Here is a 20,922-nt window from a genome sequence, read left to right on the forward strand (position 1 = left end):
TTTAATTTCTTAGCAGATCAATATAATTAGTGCCCTCTGGCAGATGCGACGCATCGAAGAGTGTGCCATTTTTCAGAAGATAGACTGTGTGGCAGAACTGAAAAACGGCTTCCTCATGGGAGGCAATCACAATGGAATTTCCAAGACTTAAATAATAACGCATAAACTGCATGGCATCCTGTTTGGCTGGAAGATCCAGTGCTGCAAATGGCTCATCCATCAGCAGAATCTGTGGTGCATCGAGCAGGGCACACGCGAGACTGAGCCGCTTTTTCATACCACCGGACATATTTTTGACCGGAGTATCCAGAAATGTCTGGATTCCAAGCTGGGCGAGCGGTGGTGCCTGCAATGCCTGCAGGATTTCGGATTTGCGTTTGTTCGTCCACATACGCAGATTATCCACAGGCTTTAGCTCATCATAGAGCGGATTTTCCTGTGGGACATAGCCGATTCTTACATCTGGTGTTCCGGCATATTTTTTTGCAATGCAGGAAAGCAACGTGGATTTCCCGGAGCCGTTGACGCCTAAAATCCCGATGGCACAGCCTTCCGGGACGGGAAAAGACACATCGTTCAGCACCTGTTTTTTTCCGTATGATTTTGAGATATGTTCAATCTGAAACATAATAACTCCTTTGATTGGTTTTCGATTGCGATTTTTGCATCCGTTCAAGTCTTTGGTTCTTTGAATTAAGATAGCATTTTTAGGTAGAATATACAAGTAGAAAGCGCGGATAAGTGGATTTTGTCTATGGACTTTATATTACAAATTTGCTATAATTTTAAACATATATGACATGGCGTATATTTATGCGCAACGGAAACTTGTTAGAACGAAAGACATGGGGTACATACATTATGAATGGAACGAGATTAGCGAAGAAAAATGATCTGGCGATGAAGGTGATGGTTGCTTTTGCAATCGCGAAAATCGTAGTATTGATTATTAATCATAAGACACAGGAGGGATTTGTGCCGCTGCTGGTATTATTTGCATTGTTTGCGGTTGGAAATGTTGTGTTCCAGCTGATCAATGACCGCAGTGAACTGATGAAATTCACATCGGTCACAGCATTTTCTGTGCTGGTACTTGTGTCTGTATTTGTATCCGGCTCGGTGATGGAGGCACTTCCGATCTTTATCGCGATGGGCATGTGTATCATCTATATGGATACGTTCCATATCCGTGTGACATGTGGCGTATCAACACTCGGCATTCTGGTTGAGACGATCATTCAGATCGCAAAGCATGGATTTGCACTATCAGCTACATGGATAGAGATTCTGCTTTTAGCAGCTATTTTCACATTTGGAATTCTGATGGCTTGTAACATTACTTTGCGCGAGCAGGAGACAGACCGTCAGGAAATTGAGTACCATGTTGCATATCAGGAAGAAATCACAGAGAACATGGTCAAGGTCGTTGATAACGGAAATGCGCATATCGAGCAGCTGCAGTCAAAGCTGGATAACTTCCAGGCAGCGACAGCAGAAGTAACGAAGTCTGTTGATGCCATTTCAACCGGCGTTACCGATACGGCAGAGAATATGGAAGTGTCAACAACGATGACACAGCAGATTCAGGATATTATTGATAACCTGATCGACGTCAAGGACAATACCGTACAGTCGACACACCGGGCAATCGAATCTGTAAAGTCCGGTTTAGATATTATTGAAAGTCTGAAGGATAAGTCGGACGATATCAATGTTGCAAATGAAGATGTAACACGTGTATCCGAAGAACTCTGCGAGAAGATCCAGTCTGCAGAGGAGATCACACAGATCATCTATCAGATCTCCAGCCAGACAAATCTGCTTGCGTTAAATGCGAGCATTGAGGCAGCACGTGCCGGAGAACAGGGACGTGGATTTGCCGTAGTTGCAGATGAAATCCGGAAGCTGGCAGATGATACAAGAAGTTCCATCGATAGCATCACACAGCTTCTGAAGGGTGTGACAGATCTTGCCAATCACACATCGGATCTGGTTCGAAGAAGTGTAGAGGCGGTATCTGAGCAGGCAAAATATATTGAGGCGGCAGACGGAAGCTTCCAGACAATTGCAGGTGCGGTTGAGGAGTTATCTGGCGATATGAAGCAGCTTGATAAGCTGTCCGGTAATCTGGATGCGTCGAACAATTCCATTATCGACGGACTGGCAAACCAGCAGGCAGCCAGCGAGGAAATCGCAGCAAATGCGCAGTCATCCGCGAATCTGTGTGAGACAAACTTAAATGAATTAAACGGTGTGATTGATGAGTTAAATGAGATTGCGAAGATTATCGGAAGTCTGCGTGCGGCTGATTTAGAAGAAATCAATAAGATGTTAGATGAGACAACCGTTCAGACTGTATCTCGTGACACAACCGATTATTCAGATTATTTTTCAGAGGATGATGGACAGGAAGCAGAGGCTCCTGCGAGTGCATCCGCAGAGGAAGATGACGCAGAGGAGTCCGAATCCGAAGAGACAGAACCGGCGGAGACAGATTCAACGGAAGAGACAGAACCGGTGGAGACAGATCCAACCGAAGATGCGTCGGAGGAAACATGCGAAGATTCTGAGGATACACAGGCTGGGATAGATGAAGCATATGAATCCTGGGAAGATGCAGAAGACAGCGGAGAAAACAGTGGAATAGAAGAAAACCGGGATGAAGAAGCAACAGAAGAAGATGAAGAGATAAGTGAAGATCCCGAAACGGAAGATGATACAGCATATGACGAGGAAACAGACGAAGAGGACTCTGATCAGGAATAATCAGTAGTCCTCCTCGATGACCTGAAAGTCAAGATAATCAAAATCGATGGATTCGATGAAATTATCCTGCGTGAACCGGGTTCTTGCATGACGAATAAAATCCTGCTGGTTGGATTTTAACCAGATAGGCTTCGCTAAATCAAAGGTGTAGCATAGCTCGTCAAGGGCGGCATACACCTTTTTTGTACGCGTCATGGTATAGTCCTCGATGCAGACGGTATGGTCTTTGACGAGACGGTTATCTTTCATTATTTTTCCCCAGATACGAAACATAGTATCACCTGCCTTGGTAGTATAGAATATGTCACAGAGAATGAAATCATGCCCGGTGTGACAGAATTATTATATCGGGCATAAGACAAAAAAACAAGTTAAGATATCAAGTGATTTAAAATAAAGGAGCAACAATATGAGTTACAAATTGATTACCAAAGATGGAAGTGCCAAGCGTGGCGAATTTACGACACCGCATGGCGTGATCCAGACACCGGTCTTTATGAATGTCGGTACAGCCGCCGCCATCAAGGGTGCGGTATCGACGGAGGATCTGCAGACGATCGGAACGCAGGTGGAATTGTCAAACACCTATCATTTGCATGTGAGACCAGGCGACGAGGTTGTAAAGAAACTCGGCGGTTTGCATAAGTTTATGGTATGGGACAAGCCAATTCTGACCGATTCCGGCGGATTTCAGGTATTCTCACTTGCAGGACTCAGAAAGATTAAAGAAGAGGGTGTAACATTCCATTCGCATGTTGATGGACGTCTCATATTTATGGGACCGGAGGAGAGTATGCAGATTCAGTCAAACCTTGCATCTACGATTGCAATGGCATTCGATGAATGTGCACCGGCCAAGGCAGACCGTTCCTACATCCAGCCATCGGTAGACCGTACAACACGCTGGTTAGAGCGGTGCAAGCGGGAGATGCATAGGCTGAATAGTCTCGAAGATACGATTAACAAGCAGCAGATGCTCTTCGGTATCAATCAGGGAGGCGTTATAGATGATATCCGTATCGAGCATGCGAAGCGGATTGCAGACATGGATTTAGATGGTTATGCAATCGGCGGGCTGGCAGTTGGAGAGACACATGCGGAGATGTATCGGATTATCGAGTCAGTCATTCCGTATCTGCCGGAGAACAAACCAACTTATCTGATGGGGGTTGGTACACCGGCGAATATATTGGAAGCTGTAGAACGCGGAGTTGATTTCTTTGATTGTGTATATCCATCCCGGAATGGCAGACATGGTCATGTCTATACAAACCATGGTAAGCTGAATCTGTTCAATGCAAAATATGAACTGGATGAGCGTCCAATTGAGGAAAGCTGTGGATGCCCGGCGTGCAGGAAGTATTCGAGAGCCTATATCCGCCATCTGCTCAAAGCAAAGGAAATGCTTGGAATGAGATTTTGTGTCTTGCATAATTTATATTTTTATAATAATATGATGAGTGAGATTCGGGAGGCAATCGAGGAACATCGTTATAGTGAATATAAACGACAGAAATTAGAAGGCTTTCAAAATCAAGAATAAATAAAAGGAGTTTTAAGACATGTTATTAACATTACTGGAATCAACAGCAACAACAGCAAAACAGCCAGGTGGATTATTCTGGGTCATCTACATTGTAATCTTAGTCGGATTCATGTGGTTACTGATCATCCGTCCACAGAAGAAGCAGAAGAAGCAGATGGAAGATCTGCACAAGGCAATGGAACCGGGCGACAACATCATGACAACCGGTGGCTTCTATGGCACAATCCTCGATATCGTGGATGATACAACGGTTATCGTAGAGTTCGGTAACAACAAGAACTGCCGTATCCCGATGCATAAGAATGCAATCGCAGAGATCGAAAAAGCAGGTTCCGCAGTCGTAAAGGACGAGGACGAGGATACACCGGTAAAGGACGAGAAAAAGGAAGATAAAAAAGCAGATAAGAAGCTTGGAAAGACAAAGGAATAATTAGGATTTGCCGCTGGAAATGCAGGCACTAGCCATGTTTGCATATTCTACAAAAAAAGACAAAAAAGGTGTAGACGAAATTATGACTTTGTGAGAAAATGTAGTTGATGGTGTTTTGTATGCAAGAAACATCTCTCTATAAAATTTTAATATTGAAAGGAGTTCCACAATGATTTACACGAAGGAAGTTGAAAACATGTGCCCAGTAGCCAAGGGCGCAAAGCATGAGCCAGCTCCTATTCCTGAAGAAGGAAAGTGGGTACACTCAAAGAAGATTGAAGATATCTCTGGTTTTACACATGGTGTTGGCTGGTGCGCACCACAGCAGGGTGCTTGTAAACTTTCACTGAACGTTAAGGATGGCGTAATTGAAGAGGCTTTGGTTGAGACAATCGGTTGTTCCGGTATGACACATTCTGCAGCTATGGCAGCAGAGATTCTGCAGGGTAAGACAATCCTTGAGGCTCTGAACACAGACCTTGTATGTGATGCTATCAATACAGCTATGAGAGAGCTGTTCCTTCAGATTGTTTATGGTCGTACACAGAGTGCTTTCTCTGATGACGGTCTTGCAGTTGGAGCAGGTCTTGAGGATCTTGGTAAGGGCCTTCGTTCTCAGGTTGGTACAATGTACGCAACTAAGGAGAAGGGTGTTCGTTACCTTGAGATGGCTGAGGGCTATGTAACAGGTATCGCACTTGATGCAGACAACGAAGTAATCGGATACCAGTTCGTTTCTCTTGGAAAGATGACAGACTTCATTAAGAAGGGTGATGATCCAAACACAGCATGGGAGAAGGCAAAGGGTCAGTATGGCCGTGTTGCTGATGCAGTGAAGATTATCGATCCTAGACAGGAATAAGAGGAAAGGAGAAACGACAATGGCTTTATTTGAATCATATGAAAGAAGAATTGACCAGATTAACGCTGTATTGAACAGCTATGGTATCAGCTCTATCGAAGAAGCTGAGAAGATTACAAAGGACGCTGGACTTGATGTTTACGATCAGGTTAAGAAGATTCAGCCAATTTGTTTTGAGAATGCTTGCTGGGCTTACACAGTTGGTGCAGCAATCGCAATTAAGAAGGGTTGCAGAAGAGCAGCAGATGCTGCAGCAGCAATCGGTGAAGGACTTCAGTCTTTCTGTATCCCGGGTTCTGTTGCTGATCACCGTAAGGTAGGTCTTGGACATGGTAACCTTGGTAAGATGCTCCTTGAGGAAGAGACAGAGTGCTTCTGTTTCCTTGCAGGACATGAGTCATTCGCAGCTGCTGAGGGTGCAATCGGTATCGCAGAGAAGGCTAACAAGGTACGTCAGAAGCCACTTCGTGTTATCTTGAATGGTCTTGGTAAGGATGCAGCTCAGATTATCTCACGTATCAATGGATTTACATTTGTTGAGACAAAGTACGATTATAAGGCAGCTAAGCTGAACGTAGTATATGAGAAGCCATACTCAACAGGTCTTCGTGCAACTGTTAAGTGTTATGGTGCTGATGATGTTCAGGAAGGTGTTGCAATCATGCATCATGAGAATGTTGGTGTATCTATCACAGGTAACTCAACAAACCCAACACGTTTCCAGCATCCGGTAGCAGGTACATACAAGAAGGAATGTATCGAGCAGGGTAAGAAGTACTTCTCCGTAGCATCTGGTGGTGGTACAGGTCGTACACTTCACCCAGATAACATGGCAGCAGGTCCTGCTTCTTATGGTATGACAGATACTATGGGACGTATGCACAGTGATGCACAGTTCGCAGGTTCTTCATCTGTACCAGCTCACGTAGAGATGATGGGTCTGATCGGTATGGGTAACAACCCTATGGTTGGTGCTACTGTTGCAGTTGCAGTTTCCGTTGAGGAAGCAGCAAAGGCTGGAAAGTTCTAGAGACAATGAGCCGTGCATAACGGATAAAAAAATGGCTGGTCAAGCTTGCTTGAAACCAGTCATTTTTTTATCCGTTTATATAGGGCGAATGCCCGAGACCGACTCGAAGCGAAGCGCAGAGGAGGTTGCACGGCGAATGATTTCCTGTTTATTTTTTATTCTAAGTATTCTCTAAGCCATTCCACAACGTTTGCCGTGTATGTGGATTCGGTTATATCTTGTATATTATTTTCCACAAAATGTAAATCTGGGCTCGCGGGAGAGAAATTAAGCGGAAAAACCCACGACGTGGGCGTAGGCGGAGAAAAGCAAGCAAGAAAAACCAAACCGGAAGCTAATCTAGCAAATATCTGGAAATCAGGGTTGAAATCATATCCATGACAGAAGAAAATTACACATTGTTATTTCCATATATGTATGATAGTGTTAATATGAATGAAAGAATATTGCAACAATCCTTTGTATATTTGGGAGGAGGAAAAATATGTCATTAAAGTTAAAAGATGAAGATTCCACAAAACGCATGAAAGATATGCAGGAAGAATTAAAAGATCCTTCATTGGGGGAGTTCAGCGATTTAGAACAGGATCCATATGTCATTGAATCCAAAAGGACAACTCCAATCGATAAGCCTGTTTATCAACCGGATGGAAAGCTTTCATCTGCAACAGATAGAAATCCATATATTTTGTCAGAGGAAAAACAAGCACGAATCTTTGGAGAAGATTTAGGTGACAAAGAAATAAGAAAAAAGTCCGTCCGTAAGGAAGTGATGATAGTTATGTTTGTCGGGCTGGCTTTGTTGTTCGCGGGACTTGCGGCATATGTACATAATGATCTGTTTTTAAGAAAAGCAGAGACCGTACCAGGTATTGTAACAGAAAAACGTATGCATAGAAATCATGCAACTTGCACCATCTTTGTGGATTATGAAGTAGATGGAAAAACATATAATGAGATATATGTGGGTGATGGACATGATATGCAGATAGGGCAGAAGGTAACGGTATATTATGATCCGGAGAAACCAACCAAAATAACGGATGGAAGGAAAATCCCGACAATGTCTGTCTATCTTGTTATAATAGGAGGGGCTTTGTTCCTGATTGGCGGCTATCTCGTATTCTGGATGAACCAGAATCCTGACAAGGGAATTGAGATTTATAACAGGATATTCAAGAAGCGTGACAAATAAACAGAATCTGTGTGTAATAAAAGAATACATAGATAATTTAAGCCCTCCCCGATATAATATAGTATTTATTATATCGGGGAGGGCTTAGTTATGCCAGAACAGGATGAATTGGGACTTCGGATGGTACCTAGGAGAGAATATTATCCTTCTGACATTGGGTGGAAGCCATGCGTATGGTATGGATAAAGAAAAATCTGATGTGGATATCCGGGAAATTGTGCTGAATACAAAACCGGACATCCTGCTAGGAAATGATTTTGATGCTGTGGTGGATGTACCGACAGATACAACGATTTATTCATTTAATAAGATGCTACAGCTGCTTTCTTCGAACAATCGATTCCTTAATGAAAAATGCATTATTGTACAGAAAATGTACGAAAAATGCAGAAAAATGTAATAGTGATTTTCACACATACATGGTACAATATTGAATAGATGCAGGAATGTGAATTTTGCACCAAAGAAAATATGCGATCTGAGTCGCATAGCAATCAATTAACTTGTTGTTAGGGAGGGTTTTTGTATGTCAGGTTCAACAATTGCTATTATTATCATTATCGTGGCATTGCTGGTCATTTTATTTACCAGTTATGTCAAATCACCACCGGATAAGGCGTATATCATTTCCGGTTTAAGAAAGACACCGAAGATTCTGATTGGTAAAGCAGGCTTGAAGCTTCCGTTCTTCGAGCGGAAGGATGAACTGTTGATCAAGCAGATCAGTATCGATATCAAGACGGACGATTATGTTCCGACACTGGATTTCATCGGTGTTAACATTGATGCAGTTGCGAAAGTTAAGATCCGTACGGATGAAGAAGGTATGCAACTTGCCATGAAGAATTTCCTGAATATGAAGGAACCGCAGATTATGGAAGCACTGGTGGATTCTCTGCAGGGTAATATGCGTGAGATTATCGGTACGATCAGTCTGAAGGAGTTGTGTAACGATCGTAAGTCCTTCGGTGATCAGGTGCAGGAGAAGGCGCAGGTGGATATGAATCGTCTGGGTATTGAGATTATTTCCTGCAACATCCAGCATGTAGAGGATCAGAATGACCTGATTATCGCGCTTGGTCAGGATAACATGGCAGCAATCCAGAAGAATGCAAGTATCGCCAAGGCAAACGCAGACCGTGATGTAGCGATCGCACAGGCACAGGCGAGAAAAGAAGCGAACGATGCAAAGGTATTATCCGATACGGAAATTGCCGTGAAGCAGAATGAGCTTTCTATCAAGAAGGCAGAATTAAAGACAATCGAAGATACGAAGAATGCGGAAGCAGATGCGGCTTACGAGATTCAGAAGGAAGCACAGCGTAAGACAATCGAGGTTACAAAGACCGAGGCAGATATCGCACGTCAGGAGAAGGAAGTTGACCTGAAGAAGAAGGAAGCCGAGGTTATGGAGCAGTCCCTCGATGCGGATATTCGTAAGAAAGCGGAGGCGGACAAGTTCGCAAGACAGCAGCAGGCAGATGCGGAGCTTTACAAGCGTCAGAGAAATGCCGAGGCAGATAAGTTTGAGAAGCAGCAGGAAGCTGAGGCGAAGAAGGCACAGGCAGAGGCAGAGCTTTTCGCAAAGCAGCAGGAGGCAGCAGGTATCCGTGCAGTCGGCGAGGCAGAGGCGAAGGCAATCGAAGCCAAAGGTCTTGCAGAGGCAGAAGCCTTAGAGAAGAAAGCCGAAGCGATGAAGAAGTATGGTCAGGCAGCGATGGTGGAAATGATCGTGAAGGCATTGCCGGAGATGGCAAAGGCAATCGCAGAGCCACTCTCTACAATCGACAAGGTTACGATCATCGACGGCAACGGCGAAGGTTCCGGTGTCGGTTCGATGGGGTCGTATGTGCCACAAGTCCTTGCAAAGACAATGGAGTCTGTGAAGGAAGTAACAGGTATCGATATCGCGGATATTATGCGTGCAAATACATACGATGCAAAGGTTAACAAGAATGTGAACATCACAGGCCTGGATGGAATCAAGGTAGAAGCTCCTGCAGAGGCGGGAACTTCCGCGGATGCAACTGTGGAGTAAGATATTGTGTAAAACAGAAAACTTTTAAGATAAAAGAGGAAAGGTACTTTAACTGGTACCTTTCCTCTTTTATCGATACTATTTCATTCACTGTGAAAGTGAATGAAACTTGATTCACGAAATCTTGCAGTTCTATCACGTAAAAAAGCAGGTAACGGGAATCGAACCCGCCTATCCAGCTTGGGAAGCTGGTGTTCTACCAATGAACTATACCTGCAATAAAATAAATATAGTACAGACAGGCACGAAAGTCAAGCATCGGCTTGCTCGGAAGAATGCAGCCCAAAAGGGTTATTGTAAATCGCGGATTCCTATATTATAATATTCTATTATGCTGAAATCAGATCTGGAAGGAGTAAGGTAAGAAATGCCTTTTAACAATAATACAAAGACAGACATTCAGATAAGAAGATTCACATTTCGGATCGTCATTGTGTTTTTGCTTGCCATCACAGTTGCAACAGGAACCATCACTTTGATCCTGACAAGAAAATCCTCCCAGGAAATGAAATCAAAGGTTGTAAACCTGATACAGGCAAACACCCAATTGCAGATATCAAATCTCAATCAGTATCTGGGAAGAATTGAAGATACCGCAGCATTGCTGTTCTCGGATGATATCTATTGTGAGTATGATGCAACGAAAGAGGGGCAGGATGCATTCGAGAAGATACAGCAGGAGACAGCGATTGAAAAACGTTTGCAGGATATTAATATTCTTCAGAACTTCTCTGATTTTGGAATTGTATACGCAGATGATTCATCGCTTGGTTCAATATCGAATACGACGCTCGAGTTGTTCCCGGATGGTGGACTATATGCGTATCTGGAAGGGCATATTACGGACGAGAGGAAAGAGTCCGGCTGGTTTTTCGATTATGAGCGGTGCTATGACAGGCTGTATTACGTAAAAAGACTGAATGAGCATGCAATCATTGTGGCAGCATTTTATAGCCGGGAACTGAGCCAGTCTTTTACAGATATGGAGGATGTGCCGGGGATGCAGAGCTATCTTGTGGATTCGGCACATTCGATTGTCTATGCTGAATCAGGAGAGATACTTGGACGGAATGCAGAAGAAGTCTGGAACGATCTGCCGGATGGATATAGCAATTACTGGATTATAGGCGACAAGGAAGTTGTAGTAGTTGGAACCTGCAAGAACGACTGGCAGGTAATATGTGTGGCTCCGGAGAACGTGCTATTTGCGGAACAGCTTGGAATCACCCGGTTTGCTATAATTGTATATATTATTATGCTTGTGGTTGCTATGACGGCGGCAGGAATCCTGTATTCACAGGTGGCAGTAAAGGATGGCGTGCTTTCGCAGATCAGGCAGAAAGCAGATTACGATCAGCTGACAAATGTGTTGAATAAGCAATCATTCCGTGATCTGGTAGATACAAAGCTTGCACATGCAGGAGAAGGAACAAAGCATATCTGCATGATGCTGGATATGGATAATTTTAAGCTGGTAAATGATACATATGGGCATCAGGAAGGGGATAAATTTCTTAAGAAATCCGTAGTAATCTTCCGGGAAACTCTTGGAACACAGGCAATCATCGGGCGTATGGGCGGAGATGAGTTTGCGGTGTACATTCCATTTGAGCATGAGGAAGAGACCGTTATACGGGAGGAGGTTGCCCGGAGGCTGGATGCACTTTTGGATGCATTTCATAAGCAGTTTGATACACACTATGAATCGTGCAAAGTCTCACTTTCAGCAGGAATCTGTCTGAGAATTACGGTAGATGGAATAAAACTTGGATTCGAGGAATCTTATCAGATGGCGGACCGTGCGTTATATGTATCAAAAGAAAACGGAAAACATCAATACAATTGGTATGAGGATTGATTGGCAGATATGAGGTACATGGGAAAAATGAAAAATAAATATCGTGGAATCAGCATCTGTCTCATTGTATGTCTGATTTTCTTATCCGGGTGTTCCGGAAATAGCAAACCGGTAGTCTATGAATCCACGACGGAGATTTCCTACTCCTGGTGGGGAAATGATGACCGGCATCGGTACACACTACAGGCATTGGATATATTTACAGAACAAAACCAGGGACAGATAGAGGTGCAGGCAAACTATGGAAGCTGGGGCGGATACGAGAACAAAATGCATATTTATATGCGCTCCCACAATGCACCGGATGTGATGCAGATTAATTATGCGTGGCTGTCGGAATATGCAGACGAAGAAAATGGCTTTTATAACTTGTATGATCTGAAAGACATCATTCATCTGGAGAATTACACTCCGGAGGAGCTTGCTTATGGGGAAATGGACGGAAAACTGTATGCCGTTCCGATTTCATTTAATACACCAATGTTTTATTATAACAAGACGATTTACGCATCGTATGGCCTGGAGATCCCGAAGACGTGGGATGATCTTTTTGCAGCGGCTAAGGTTATGAGCCGGGATGGAATCTACCCGCTTGGAACGACAAAAAAACAACTCTTTCTGATGCTGGTTGCATATCTTGAACAGATAAAGGGAAAGGAGTCCGTGAAAGCAGATGGGTCATTGCAGCTGACAAAAGCAGATATTGCATTTATGCTTGATTTCTATAAGCGTCTGATTGATGAAGATGTGCTGATGCCGATCGACTCCTTTGATCGAAATGCTTTTTCGACAGGAAAGGCAGCGGGAACGCTTGCGTGGATCAGTGATGCAGCAAATTATTGTACACCATTGGAAGAGAACGGTGCGGAGGTTATTGTAGGCGATTATCTGCAGGATGCAGCTGCGAGGAAATTCGGGTGGTGTGTAAAACCAGCTACGATGTATGCCATCAGTGCAACAACGGAGTATCCGGAAGAAGCGGCAAAGCTTCTGGAGTTTCTGCTTAATAGCAGGGATATGGCACAGCTGCAGGGAACCGAAAAAGGTATTCCAATCAGTGACGCGGCAAAGGCAGCGCTGCAGGAAACTCAAAAGCTCAGCGGTTATGAGAAACAGGCAGATGACATGCGTGAAAATTACGCAGACCGGCTGGAGATATTGCAGCCGGTATTGGAGAACGAAAGCGTCTATGATGGTTTTAAGGTCAATGCGGACTATTATATCTATGATAAGCTTTCCGAAGATGAAGTCGTAGAAAAATTATATGAAGCAATTTACTGATATCGGGAAAACAATATAGTGTGATTGCATAGACCATTACAGAAGAATACATAGAAGGAAGGATGAACAAAGTGGCATATAAAAGCGTAGATGAATTAGAGCATTTCCGGTTTGACGACTGTCAGATCAATACATTTGCAGTGACAGAAAATGGTGTGGAGCTTATGGTAGAAGCACTGATTGTGAGAGCGGACAACAGCCAGAATACAAATTATACAGAAAGCTATGCCGGTACGACGAAGATCCGGATAACAGATGGAAAACTGATCCGGTGTGTGCGTGATGGCTACAAGTATTATGATGCAAATGATGTGTTGCAGTCCGAGGTTCCGGATTATGAACTGTCTGTTGCGGAAACGACAGATTTTCCAAAAACCTGTGAAGGGGCATATCTCTTTGAGATGAAGCGGGATGCGGATGGATACGTGCTTGGAATCGAATTTGTGGATCCGGAAGATCAGACGGTAGGTGATTCATATCAGGTCTATGTGACAGGAACGCAGGTGGCTATGCTGTGGGAGCAGTATATGAACCGGGTGCAGTCATAATGCAGGCGCGAATGCCGGCAGGATGAATATTATGGATAAAAATATTGTGTAGGTAAGTCGTTTCGGGTATTGAAAATGTAGAAATTTTTGCGGCTATTTTTGAAAAATGTAGCAAAATTCATAATTGACAATTAAAAAAGTATAAGTATAATATTGGTAGTACCAAAGTGGTGCTACCAATTTGCTTTTTATAGGAGTTAGGGAGTCATTATGAAATACTTACGACAGTTTCTGTTAATCTTGTTTATCTCCTTTTTAGGAGAGTTGTTAAAATACTTCCTGCCATTGCCGATACCGGCAAGCATCTATGGCATGGTGATTTTATTTATCGGGTTGCTCAGTGGAATCATTAAGCTCGATGCAGTGAAGGATGTCGGGAAATTCCTGATCGAGATCATGCCGGTCATGTTCATCCCCGCAGGGGTTGGTCTGATGGCATCATGGGGTACATTGAAACCGGTGTTAGTACCGGTCAGTGTGATCACGGTTGTAGCACTCGTTGCGGTTATGGGTGCAACCGGACGTGTATCCCAATGTGTGATCAAGAAATCCAAAGCAAAAGAAAAGGCAAAGGAGCAGGAGATATGAAAGATTTATTTCAGACATCCATGTTCGCAGGTGTGACACTCAGTCTGCTTGCGTATCTGGCAGGTTTATTATTAAAGAAAAAGTTTAAGCTTGGAATCTTCAATCCATTGCTCATCTCGATAATCCTTACGATCATCGTGCTTGTATGTGCGCATATTGATTACGATACGTACAACAAGGGTGCCGTGTACTTAAGCTGGTTTCTGACACCGGCTACGGTCTGCCTGGCGATTCCGCTGTATGAGCAGTGGCAGTTACTAAAGCGGAATGTCAAAGCGGTGATGCTTGGAATCACAGCAGGTGTACTTACGAGTCTGACGACGGTATTTGTACTGTCGAAGCTCATGGGACTTACCCATCAGGAATATGTCACGATGCTTCCGAAGTCCATTACGACAGCTATTGGTATGGGAGTATCGGAAGAACTTGGCGGTTATGTGACAATCACGGTTGCCGTCATCGTAGTAACAGGTGTGATTGGCAACATCTTAGGCGAGTTCATATGTAAGCTCTTCCGTATTACGGAACCAATCTCCAAGGGACTTGCACTTGGGTCTTCATCCCATGCAATCGGTACAGCCAAGGCAATCGAGATGGGCGAAGTGGAAGGCGCGATGAGCAGTCTGGCAATCGCTGTCACCGGAATCCTGACCGTTGTACTCGCATCCGTCTACGCAAATTTCATGTAAGGAAGGGAAAAGGATATAATTGATAGTTGGACATGGTTAAGAATATGTATATGCATTTGTATGTGACTAACAATTCACAAGCAGACCGTTGAAGCACGCTGGTACTTAATGAACGGCAAACTTGTTTGACGTGAATTTAGTACCACTGCGTGATGAACCGAGCGAGAGCGTGTCTGCGTTGAAATGTTAGTCACATACAAATGTAGTAGAATTTAACCATATGCAATTAGGAATTAGGAGGTGTTCGTTATGATTATTACAATTGGTAGAAAATGTGGCTGCTGCGGAGACGAGATCGGTCATGCGTTGGAACAGATCTATCATATTCCATTTTATGATCGGTCGGTCATCTCAGAGCTTGCAAAAGGATATGGAATGTATGACCGGTATCCGGATTTCTATGGGGAAACCCCGATGGATACATTGATGTACACGATATCCCAGACAGAGAGTGAAAACGTGTTTTATGAGACACCGAAGAAAGCATTGTCCGAAATCTTAGACGGAAAAAACTGTATTATTTTAGGTCGATGTGGTAATTATGTATTCAAGGACCGGAAGGATAAGCTTGCAATCTTCCTGACCGGGGATGATGCGATGCGGATCGAGTCGATTGCGAAGAAGCATGGAATCCCGGAGCGCCAGGCGAAGAAGCTTGTACAGGCAACCGATGAACGCCGGGAGGCATACCACAAATATTATACCGGGGAGACATGGGGCATGGCAGAAAATTATGACCTGTGCCTGAATGTCTCGAAGCTTGGAACGGCAGGTACGATCGCAATGATTGAGCAATATATCAGACAGACTGGATTAGAGTAGGTGATGAGAAAATGGAGAAACAGACAACACAGGAATATGAAAAAGCAATCGCCTATATCATAGACCGGATCAAAGAAGGGTCACTGCAATTAGGCAGCAAGCTTCCACCGGAACGAAGGATTGCCGAGGAACTTGGCATCGGCAGAAATTCCATCCGGGAGGCAATCAGCATCCTGCATGGCATGGGACTGATCGAACGGGTACAGGGTTCCGGCAATTATGTGTCAAAGCATGTCGGCGAGTCTATCCGTCAGTCGCTTACGGTGATGCTGGCACTCGGAACGATTACGAAAGAGGAAATATTTGAATTCCGGCGGGTGATGGAGAAGGCAGTCTGCTCGAATCTGATTGCGAAAGGACTGTCCTATGAATATGAGTCAATCTTAGAGACAAAGCTGGAAGAGATGAAATTGTTCGATGGCAAAGATCTGACCGATGTGGACAAGGAGTTTCACGATACCCTGATTCAGGCAACCGGAAATCATCTGTGGGCAGTCTTGATGGAGGCTGTGACCGACGCATACCGGGATTGGATTAACTACGTGATTGAGCTTGCCGATGAATCGGTGCGGGTGAAGCTGCTGCAATGCCATGCGGACATTTACCAAAATCTCGAACAGAAAAATGAGCCAGCCATGCTTTTGGCGATTGACAGGCATTATGATTTGATAGAACAGATGGTTTAATTATGTTAAAAATGCTAAAATAACAATCTGTTTGGGTTGTTTTTTTATAGAAAAATACGTTTTACTTTCGACAAAAAAAGGTATACACTTTTCCTTGGGTAGAAAGGATAAAACGAGAAAAGGAGATGGTTTTTTTGGAAGATCTTGCAAAAGACCTGATGGAAGAACTGAACTGTGAGACCGTCTTTACGATTCCAATCTTCGGTGGTATCGACGTATCGGAATCTGTGGTCGTAACATGGATTATCATGGCAGTGCTAGTTCTTGTGGCAATCATCCTGACAAGAAACATGAAGATTGATCACATCAGCAAACGTCAGGCAATCGCAGAGACGATTGTTACAAAGCTGACCGGTATGGTGGAGGATATGATCGGACCGGAAGGAAAAGCGTATGTCCCATATCTGACAACTGTATTGTTGTATATTGGTGTATCAAACATCATTGGATTGTTTGGATTCAAGTCCCCAACCAAAGATTTAAATGTCACGATCGCACTTGCGGTTATGAGCATCGTCTTAGTTGAGGCGGCAGGTATTTACCATCTGGGTGTGAAGAAGTGGCTGCATAAGTTCGTAGAACCGATTGCAATCGTTACTCCGATCAATATCTTAGAGGTATTTACACGTCCATTGTCACTGTGCATGCGACTTTTTGGTAACGTGCTTGGTGCATTTGTAATTATGGAACTGATCAAGATGGTTGTTCCGGTTGTTCTGCCGGCAGTCTTTTCTTTGTATTTTGATCTGTTTGATGGATTGTTGCAGGCATATGTATTTGTATTTTTGACATCACTGTATATCAGTGAAGAGATTGAACAATAAACGAAAAGGAGATAATTAGTATGGGTACAATAATCGCAATTGGTGCAGGTATTGCAGTTTTAGGAGCGCTTGGCGCAGGTATTGGTATCGGTATTGCAACCGGTAAGGCAGCAGAGGCAATCGCAAGACAGCCGGAGGCAGAAGGTAAGATCAACAAGACATTGATTCTTGGTTGTGCACTTGCAGAGGCAACCGCTATTTACGGTTTCGTTATCGCACTTATGATCATAGTAATGTTGAAGTAATCACAGGAAAGGCAGGGTGGTAACATGCTCCGAGTAGATTGGAATTTATTACTTACCATAATCAATCTGCTGCTTTTGTTCGTGATGATGCGGATTTTCCTGTTTAAGCCGGTACAGAAGATCATTGCTGCGCGTCAGGCGGAAGCGGACAGACAGTTCAAGGAAGCGGACGAGAGCAAGCAGGCGGCAGAGGAAGCAAGAAAGCAGTATGAGGCAAGTCTTGCAAATGCGGAGGAAACCAAGAAGCAGGTGCTTCAGGAGGCAAGACAGACCGCAGATGCAGAATATAAGCGGATTGTATCAGATGCTGAAAAGACCGCAAAGCAGGTAAAGGAAGATGCAATCACAGATGCAGAGAACCAGAAGGCACAGATACTTAAAAAAGCAGAAAAAGATATTGCAGATATGGTTGTTGATGCAACGGTCAAGATTGTTGGAGAGAAAAAAGGTGCAGACGTGGATAACGCGCTGTACGACAAATTTTTAGATAAAGCAGGTGATGAAACGTGATTCGAGCAGCGAAGGACTATGCAGCGGATTTGAAGCTCGTTGAAAACGCGAAGTCAAATCTGCAGAGCGTAAAGGATATTTTAGAGGCAGTTCCACAGATCGGTGTGGAGTTTGAAGATCCAACCGTGTCGTTAGAGAAGAAGCATCTGGTAATCGACCGGGTGTTCCCGAAGGAGATCCGGAACTTCTTAAAGGTGTTGTGTGACAATGGCGATTTCGGATTGTTAGATGAGATCGAGCAGGCATACATGGAGCTGACGAAGACACCGGAGAAGGTGGAGGCACAGGCAGAACTCACATATGTGACACCACCGACACCGGAGCAGATGGAACGGATCCGGTTGTTCCTTGCGAAGGAATACAACAATCCGGATATCAAGATCGTTGGCAAGGAAGATGCATCCATCAAGAGTGGATTCATCATCCGTGTTGGAAACAAAGAGTACGACTGGAGCGAACAGGGACGTATCGACCAGCTGCAGAAGCATATCAATCAGTCGTTGGCAGGCAAGAAGCTGGCAACCGTCAGTGAGGAGAGCATCATTTCCATCCTGCGTGCCGATATCGCAGATTTTGAGCTGGCAGCAAAGGATAAGGAGATCGGTGTTGTCAACTGGGTTGGTGATGGTATCGCGAACGTCGATGGTATCGACCATGCATTTTACGGAGAGATCGTTCTCTTTGATTGTGGTGTCAAGGGTATGGTACAGGATGTAAGACGGGATGAGATCGGTGTTATTCTGTTTGGCCGTGATACAGAGATCAAGGAAGGCAGCCGTGTCGTTCGTACCGGTAAGATGGCCGGTATCCCGGTTGGAGATGCATTCCTTGGAAGAATCGTAGATGCACTTGGTGCGCCGATTGACGGACAGGGTGACATCGCGCAGGATGGTTACCGTCCAATCGAGAACCCTGCACCAAGTATTGTAGATCGTAAATCCGTATCGGTTCCTATGGAGACCGGTATTTTGTCAATCGATTCGATGTTCCCGATCGGTCGAGGACAGCGTGAGCTGATCATCGGTGACAGACAGACCGGTAAGACTTCGATTGCGATGGATACGATCTTAAACCAGAAGGGTAAAGATGTTGTCTGTGTCTATGTAGCAATCGGACAGAAGGCATCGACAATTGCGAAGTTAGTGAATACATTGAAGAAAAATGATGCGCTGGATTATACGATCGTCGTTGCGGCAACAGCATCCGATCCGGCACCGTTGCAGTATATCGCACCATATGCAGGTACAGCACTTGCAGAGTATTTTATGTATCAGGGCAAGGATGTTCTGATCGTCTATGATGATCTGTCCAAGCATGCGGTTGCCTACCGTGCAATCTCACTTTTGCTGGAGCGTTCACCGGGACGTGAGGCATATCCGGGTGATGTATTCTATCTGCACTCAAGATTGCTGGAGCGTTCTTCCCGTGTGACAGCTGAGGCTGGCGGCGGAAGTATTACCGCACTTCCAATCATTGAGACACAGGCAGGCGATGTGTCTGCATACATCCCGACAAACGTTATTTCTATCACAGATGGACAGATCTATCTGGAAAGTGAGCTGTTCTTCGCAGGTCAGCGTCCAGCCGTCAATGTCGGACTTTCCGTATCCCGTGTCGGTGGTGCGGCGCAGACAAAGGCGATGAAGAAGGCAGCCGGAAGTATCCGTATCGATCTGGCACAGTATCGTGAGATGGAAGTGTTCACACAGTTTTCTTCCGATTTGGATGAGAACACGAAGAAACAGCTGGCACATGGACGTGCGTTGATGGAGCTTTTGAAGCAGCCGCTTGGCCGTCCTTTTACAATGGCAGAGCAGGTTATCACATTGGTTGCTGCCAATGCACATGTATTCAGTGATCTTCCGGTTGAGAAGATCAAGGCATTCCGTCTTGGGCTGCTGGATGATTTTGCAAAGAATCATGCAGATATTATCGGACGTCTGGATTCGTCGAAGGATCTGGCAGACGATGTGAAGGATGCCATTATACAGGCGGCGAATGAATATAAGCAGAGGAGTCTGGAAGACGAAAACGGAGGGAATTAAATGGCGAATGCAAGAGAAATTTCCACACGTATCAAAAGTATCCAGGACACGATGAAAATCACGAAGGCGATGTATATGATGTCTTCTATGAAGCTTCGGAAAGCAAGACAGAAGCTGGAGAATACAGAACCATACTTCTATGGATTGCAGGAGCAGATTGCAGATATTCTGTTACATTTCCCGGATATGAAGCATCTTTACTTCGATAATCGCGGCAAGGATCTGCATGAGACGTCAAAACGACGTGCATTTATCGTCATAACAGGTGATAAGGGTATGGCAGGTGCATACAACCACAATGTGTTAAAAGAGGCACAGAAGATGGTCGATGAGTCGGATTCCTACCGCTTGTTTGTAGTCGGTGAGCTGGGACGACATTTCTTTTCTTCGCAGGGATATACGCTCGAAGAGGGATTCTGCTATTCGGCGAACAACCCTTCTATCCATCGTGCGCGTATGATTACAGAGCGCATCGTGGAGTTATATAAAGAGGAAGAATTTGACGAGGTATATGTTGTCTATACGAAGATGGTAAACAGCATGAAGGAAGAGGTTGAAGTGCAGGAGATTCTGCCACTCAAGACGCATGAGTTTATCAAGAAGGAATTGCTTGAAGATTCCCAGAAGGGATTAGGAAACAGTGACCGTGAGGCTGCGGAGCAATCCGATGACTGGTTTTTGATCTATCCATCTCCGAAGAAGGTTTTGGAGAAATTGGTGTATAACTATGTAACAGGTTTTATGTATGGTGTTCTTGTTGAGGGCTCGGCAAGTGAGGAAAACGCCAGAATGATGGCCATGCAGGCGGCAACGGACAATGCACAGGCAATGTTGCATGAACTTTCAATCGAGTTTAACCGTGTGCGCCAGGCAGCAATCACACAGGAAATCACCGAGGTGATCGGTGGAGCCAAGGCACTCAAGAAGAAAAAGAAGAAACAAGCGAGGTGAACGATCGC

General features: G+C 44.4%; 22 protein-coding genes and 1 tRNA gene. 20 read left to right on the forward strand and 3 right to left on the reverse strand.

What is annotated here, in order from left to right; genetic code table 11:
- Nucleotide 1: 1 nt before the first annotated feature.
- Nucleotides 2-628, reverse strand: a complete 627-nt coding sequence (locus tag AAAT93_RS04570) for an ATP-binding cassette domain-containing protein (protein ID WP_021986302.1) — start codon at nucleotides 626-628, stop codon at nucleotides 2-4.
- Nucleotides 629-828: 200 nt separating this feature from the next.
- Here AAAT93_RS04570 and AAAT93_RS04575 point away from each other — a divergent pair, with 200 nt between their 5' ends.
- Nucleotides 829-2,766, forward strand: coding sequence for a methyl-accepting chemotaxis protein (locus AAAT93_RS04575; protein WP_227573042.1), 1,938 nt, complete (start codon nucleotides 829-831; stop codon nucleotides 2,764-2,766).
- Here AAAT93_RS04575 and AAAT93_RS04580 read toward each other — a convergent pair whose 3' ends face one another.
- On the reverse strand, nucleotides 2,767-3,039 hold the full coding sequence (locus AAAT93_RS04580) for a hypothetical protein (protein ID WP_117781358.1): 273 nt from the start codon (nucleotides 3,037-3,039) through the stop codon (nucleotides 2,767-2,769).
- A 136-nt stretch (nucleotides 3,040-3,175) separates the two neighbouring features.
- Between AAAT93_RS04580 and tgt the strand changes: the two genes are divergently transcribed.
- From tgt to AAAT93_RS04615, 7 genes are all read left to right on the forward strand, one after another.
- Nucleotides 3,176-4,309, forward strand: coding sequence for a tRNA guanosine(34) transglycosylase Tgt (gene tgt, locus AAAT93_RS04585; RefSeq protein WP_118670517.1), 1,134 nt, complete (start codon nucleotides 3,176-3,178; stop codon nucleotides 4,307-4,309).
- 19 nt (nucleotides 4,310-4,328) lie between these two features.
- Nucleotides 4,329-4,742 (forward strand): preprotein translocase subunit YajC, encoded by a 414-nt coding sequence (yajC, locus tag AAAT93_RS04590; protein ID WP_177981709.1) that lies wholly within the window; start codon nucleotides 4,329-4,331, stop codon nucleotides 4,740-4,742.
- Between the two features lie 169 nt (nucleotides 4,743-4,911).
- The gene (locus AAAT93_RS04595; protein ID WP_227573043.1) at nucleotides 4,912-5,604 is read left to right on the forward strand and encodes an iron-sulfur cluster assembly scaffold protein; all 693 of its coding nucleotides are present in this window, start codon (nucleotides 4,912-4,914) and stop codon (nucleotides 5,602-5,604) included.
- A gap of 19 nt (nucleotides 5,605-5,623) precedes the next feature.
- On the forward strand, nucleotides 5,624-6,634 hold the full coding sequence (locus AAAT93_RS04600; protein ID WP_118374126.1) for a GGGtGRT protein: 1,011 nt from the start codon (nucleotides 5,624-5,626) through the stop codon (nucleotides 6,632-6,634).
- Nucleotides 6,635-7,118: 484 nt separating this feature from the next.
- Nucleotides 7,119-7,829 carry a DUF3592 domain-containing protein gene (locus tag AAAT93_RS04605; protein ID WP_021986294.1) on the forward strand — a complete coding sequence of 237 codons (711 nt, stop codon included), beginning with the start codon at nucleotides 7,119-7,121 and terminating at the stop codon, nucleotides 7,827-7,829.
- A 103-nt stretch (nucleotides 7,830-7,932) separates the two neighbouring features.
- Complete coding sequence (locus tag AAAT93_RS04610; RefSeq protein ID WP_118670518.1) at nucleotides 7,933-8,229, forward strand: DNA polymerase beta superfamily protein; 297 nt, start codon at nucleotides 7,933-7,935, stop codon at nucleotides 8,227-8,229.
- A gap of 126 nt (nucleotides 8,230-8,355) precedes the next feature.
- Nucleotides 8,356-9,867 (forward strand): flotillin family protein, encoded by a 1,512-nt coding sequence (locus AAAT93_RS04615; protein ID WP_227573044.1) that lies wholly within the window; start codon nucleotides 8,356-8,358, stop codon nucleotides 9,865-9,867.
- A 146-nt stretch (nucleotides 9,868-10,013) separates the two neighbouring features.
- Here AAAT93_RS04615 and AAAT93_RS04620 read toward each other — a convergent pair.
- Nucleotides 10,014-10,084: transfer RNA gene (locus tag AAAT93_RS04620), tRNA-Gly, on the reverse strand.
- Nucleotides 10,085-10,234: 150 nt separating this feature from the next.
- Between AAAT93_RS04620 and AAAT93_RS04625 the strand changes: the two genes are divergently transcribed.
- The 12 genes from AAAT93_RS04625 (at nucleotide 10,235) to atpG (ending at nucleotide 20,914) form a co-directional block, all read left to right on the forward strand.
- Nucleotides 10,235-11,725 carry a GGDEF domain-containing protein gene (locus AAAT93_RS04625; protein WP_021986292.1) on the forward strand — a complete coding sequence of 497 codons (1,491 nt, stop codon included), beginning with the start codon at nucleotides 10,235-10,237 and terminating at the stop codon, nucleotides 11,723-11,725.
- Nucleotides 11,726-11,752: 27 nt separating this feature from the next.
- Entirely contained in the window at nucleotides 11,753-13,006 is a 1,254-nt protein-coding gene (locus AAAT93_RS04630; protein ID WP_181985505.1) for an ABC transporter substrate-binding protein, read from the forward strand.
- A gap of 62 nt (nucleotides 13,007-13,068) precedes the next feature.
- The gene (locus AAAT93_RS04635) at nucleotides 13,069-13,554 is read left to right on the forward strand and encodes a hypothetical protein (RefSeq protein ID WP_227573045.1); all 486 of its coding nucleotides are present in this window, start codon (nucleotides 13,069-13,071) and stop codon (nucleotides 13,552-13,554) included.
- Between the two features lie 210 nt (nucleotides 13,555-13,764).
- Nucleotides 13,765-14,142, forward strand: coding sequence for a CidA/LrgA family protein (locus AAAT93_RS04640; RefSeq protein ID WP_021986289.1), 378 nt, complete (start codon nucleotides 13,765-13,767; stop codon nucleotides 14,140-14,142).
- A complete protein-coding gene (locus AAAT93_RS04645) occupies nucleotides 14,139-14,831 on the forward strand; it encodes an LrgB family protein (protein ID WP_021986288.1) in 693 nt (230 codons plus the stop codon). Before AAAT93_RS04640 ends, AAAT93_RS04645 begins: the two co-directional genes overlap by 4 nt.
- A gap of 249 nt (nucleotides 14,832-15,080) precedes the next feature.
- Complete coding sequence (locus AAAT93_RS04650) at nucleotides 15,081-15,653, forward strand: AAA family ATPase (RefSeq protein ID WP_021986287.1); 573 nt, start codon at nucleotides 15,081-15,083, stop codon at nucleotides 15,651-15,653.
- 11 nt (nucleotides 15,654-15,664) lie between these two features.
- On the forward strand, nucleotides 15,665-16,339 hold the full coding sequence (locus AAAT93_RS04655) for a FadR/GntR family transcriptional regulator (RefSeq protein WP_021986286.1): 675 nt from the start codon (nucleotides 15,665-15,667) through the stop codon (nucleotides 16,337-16,339).
- Nucleotides 16,340-16,473: 134 nt separating this feature from the next.
- Nucleotides 16,474-17,163, forward strand: a complete 690-nt coding sequence (locus tag AAAT93_RS04660; RefSeq protein ID WP_021986285.1) for a F0F1 ATP synthase subunit A — start codon at nucleotides 16,474-16,476, stop codon at nucleotides 17,161-17,163.
- A 20-nt stretch (nucleotides 17,164-17,183) separates the two neighbouring features.
- On the forward strand, nucleotides 17,184-17,408 hold the full coding sequence (atpE, locus tag AAAT93_RS04665; protein WP_021986284.1) for an ATP synthase F0 subunit C: 225 nt from the start codon (nucleotides 17,184-17,186) through the stop codon (nucleotides 17,406-17,408).
- 24 nt (nucleotides 17,409-17,432) lie between these two features.
- The gene (locus tag AAAT93_RS04670; protein ID WP_118734355.1) at nucleotides 17,433-17,918 is read left to right on the forward strand and encodes an ATP synthase F0 subunit B; all 486 of its coding nucleotides are present in this window, start codon (nucleotides 17,433-17,435) and stop codon (nucleotides 17,916-17,918) included.
- The gene (gene atpA / locus AAAT93_RS04675; RefSeq protein WP_118544763.1) at nucleotides 17,915-19,963 is read left to right on the forward strand and encodes a F0F1 ATP synthase subunit alpha; all 2,049 of its coding nucleotides are present in this window, start codon (nucleotides 17,915-17,917) and stop codon (nucleotides 19,961-19,963) included. The genes AAAT93_RS04670 and atpA overlap by 4 nt, the downstream gene beginning before the upstream one ends.
- The gene (gene atpG / locus AAAT93_RS04680) at nucleotides 19,964-20,914 is read left to right on the forward strand and encodes an ATP synthase F1 subunit gamma (protein WP_118544764.1); all 951 of its coding nucleotides are present in this window, start codon (nucleotides 19,964-19,966) and stop codon (nucleotides 20,912-20,914) included.
- Nucleotides 20,915-20,922 lie beyond the last annotated feature (8 nt).

The sequence above is a fragment of the Coprococcus hominis (ex Arizal et al. 2022) genome (genome assembly GCF_040094675.1).
GTDB classification, from domain to species: Bacteria; Bacillota; Clostridia; order Lachnospirales; family Lachnospiraceae; genus Coprococcus_C; species Coprococcus_C hominis.

Excerpts from the sequence above, each read along its gene's own strand:
- AAAT93_RS04650 (WP_021986287.1), top strand. The coding sequence starts at position 15,081 with ATGATTATTACAATTGGTAGAAAATGTGGCTGCTGCGGAGACGAGATC.
- AAAT93_RS04655 (WP_021986286.1), top strand. The coding sequence starts at position 15,665 with ATGGAGAAACAGACAACACAGGAATATGAAAAAGCAATCGCCTATATC.
- AAAT93_RS04600 (WP_118374126.1), top strand. The coding sequence starts at position 5,624 with ATGGCTTTATTTGAATCATATGAAAGAAGAATTGACCAGATTAACGCT.
- atpE (WP_021986284.1), top strand. The coding sequence starts at position 17,184 with ATGGGTACAATAATCGCAATTGGTGCAGGTATTGCAGTTTTAGGAGCG.
- yajC (WP_177981709.1), top strand. The coding sequence starts at position 4,329 with ATGTTATTAACATTACTGGAATCAACAGCAACAACAGCAAAACAGCCA.
- AAAT93_RS04635 (WP_227573045.1), top strand. The coding sequence starts at position 13,069 with ATGAACAAAGTGGCATATAAAAGCGTAGATGAATTAGAGCATTTCCGG.
- AAAT93_RS04605 (WP_021986294.1), top strand. The coding sequence starts at position 7,119 with ATGTCATTAAAGTTAAAAGATGAAGATTCCACAAAACGCATGAAAGAT.
- AAAT93_RS04630 (WP_181985505.1), top strand. The coding sequence starts at position 11,753 with ATGAAAAATAAATATCGTGGAATCAGCATCTGTCTCATTGTATGTCTG.
- AAAT93_RS04610 (WP_118670518.1), top strand. The coding sequence starts at position 7,933 with ATGAATTGGGACTTCGGATGGTACCTAGGAGAGAATATTATCCTTCTG.
- AAAT93_RS04570 (WP_021986302.1), bottom strand. The coding sequence starts at position 628 with ATGTTTCAGATTGAACATATCTCAAAATCATACGGAAAAAAACAGGTG.
- AAAT93_RS04595 (WP_227573043.1), top strand. The coding sequence starts at position 4,912 with ATGATTTACACGAAGGAAGTTGAAAACATGTGCCCAGTAGCCAAGGGC.
- tgt (WP_118670517.1), top strand. The coding sequence starts at position 3,176 with ATGAGTTACAAATTGATTACCAAAGATGGAAGTGCCAAGCGTGGCGAA.
- AAAT93_RS04615 (WP_227573044.1), top strand. The coding sequence starts at position 8,356 with ATGTCAGGTTCAACAATTGCTATTATTATCATTATCGTGGCATTGCTG.
- AAAT93_RS04670 (WP_118734355.1), top strand. The coding sequence starts at position 17,433 with ATGCTCCGAGTAGATTGGAATTTATTACTTACCATAATCAATCTGCTG.
- AAAT93_RS04640 (WP_021986289.1), top strand. The coding sequence starts at position 13,765 with ATGAAATACTTACGACAGTTTCTGTTAATCTTGTTTATCTCCTTTTTA.
- AAAT93_RS04625 (WP_021986292.1), top strand. The coding sequence starts at position 10,235 with ATGCCTTTTAACAATAATACAAAGACAGACATTCAGATAAGAAGATTC.
- atpG (WP_118544764.1), top strand. The coding sequence starts at position 19,964 with ATGGCGAATGCAAGAGAAATTTCCACACGTATCAAAAGTATCCAGGAC.
- AAAT93_RS04580 (WP_117781358.1), bottom strand. The coding sequence starts at position 3,039 with ATGTTTCGTATCTGGGGAAAAATAATGAAAGATAACCGTCTCGTCAAA.
- AAAT93_RS04645 (WP_021986288.1), top strand. The coding sequence starts at position 14,139 with ATGAAAGATTTATTTCAGACATCCATGTTCGCAGGTGTGACACTCAGT.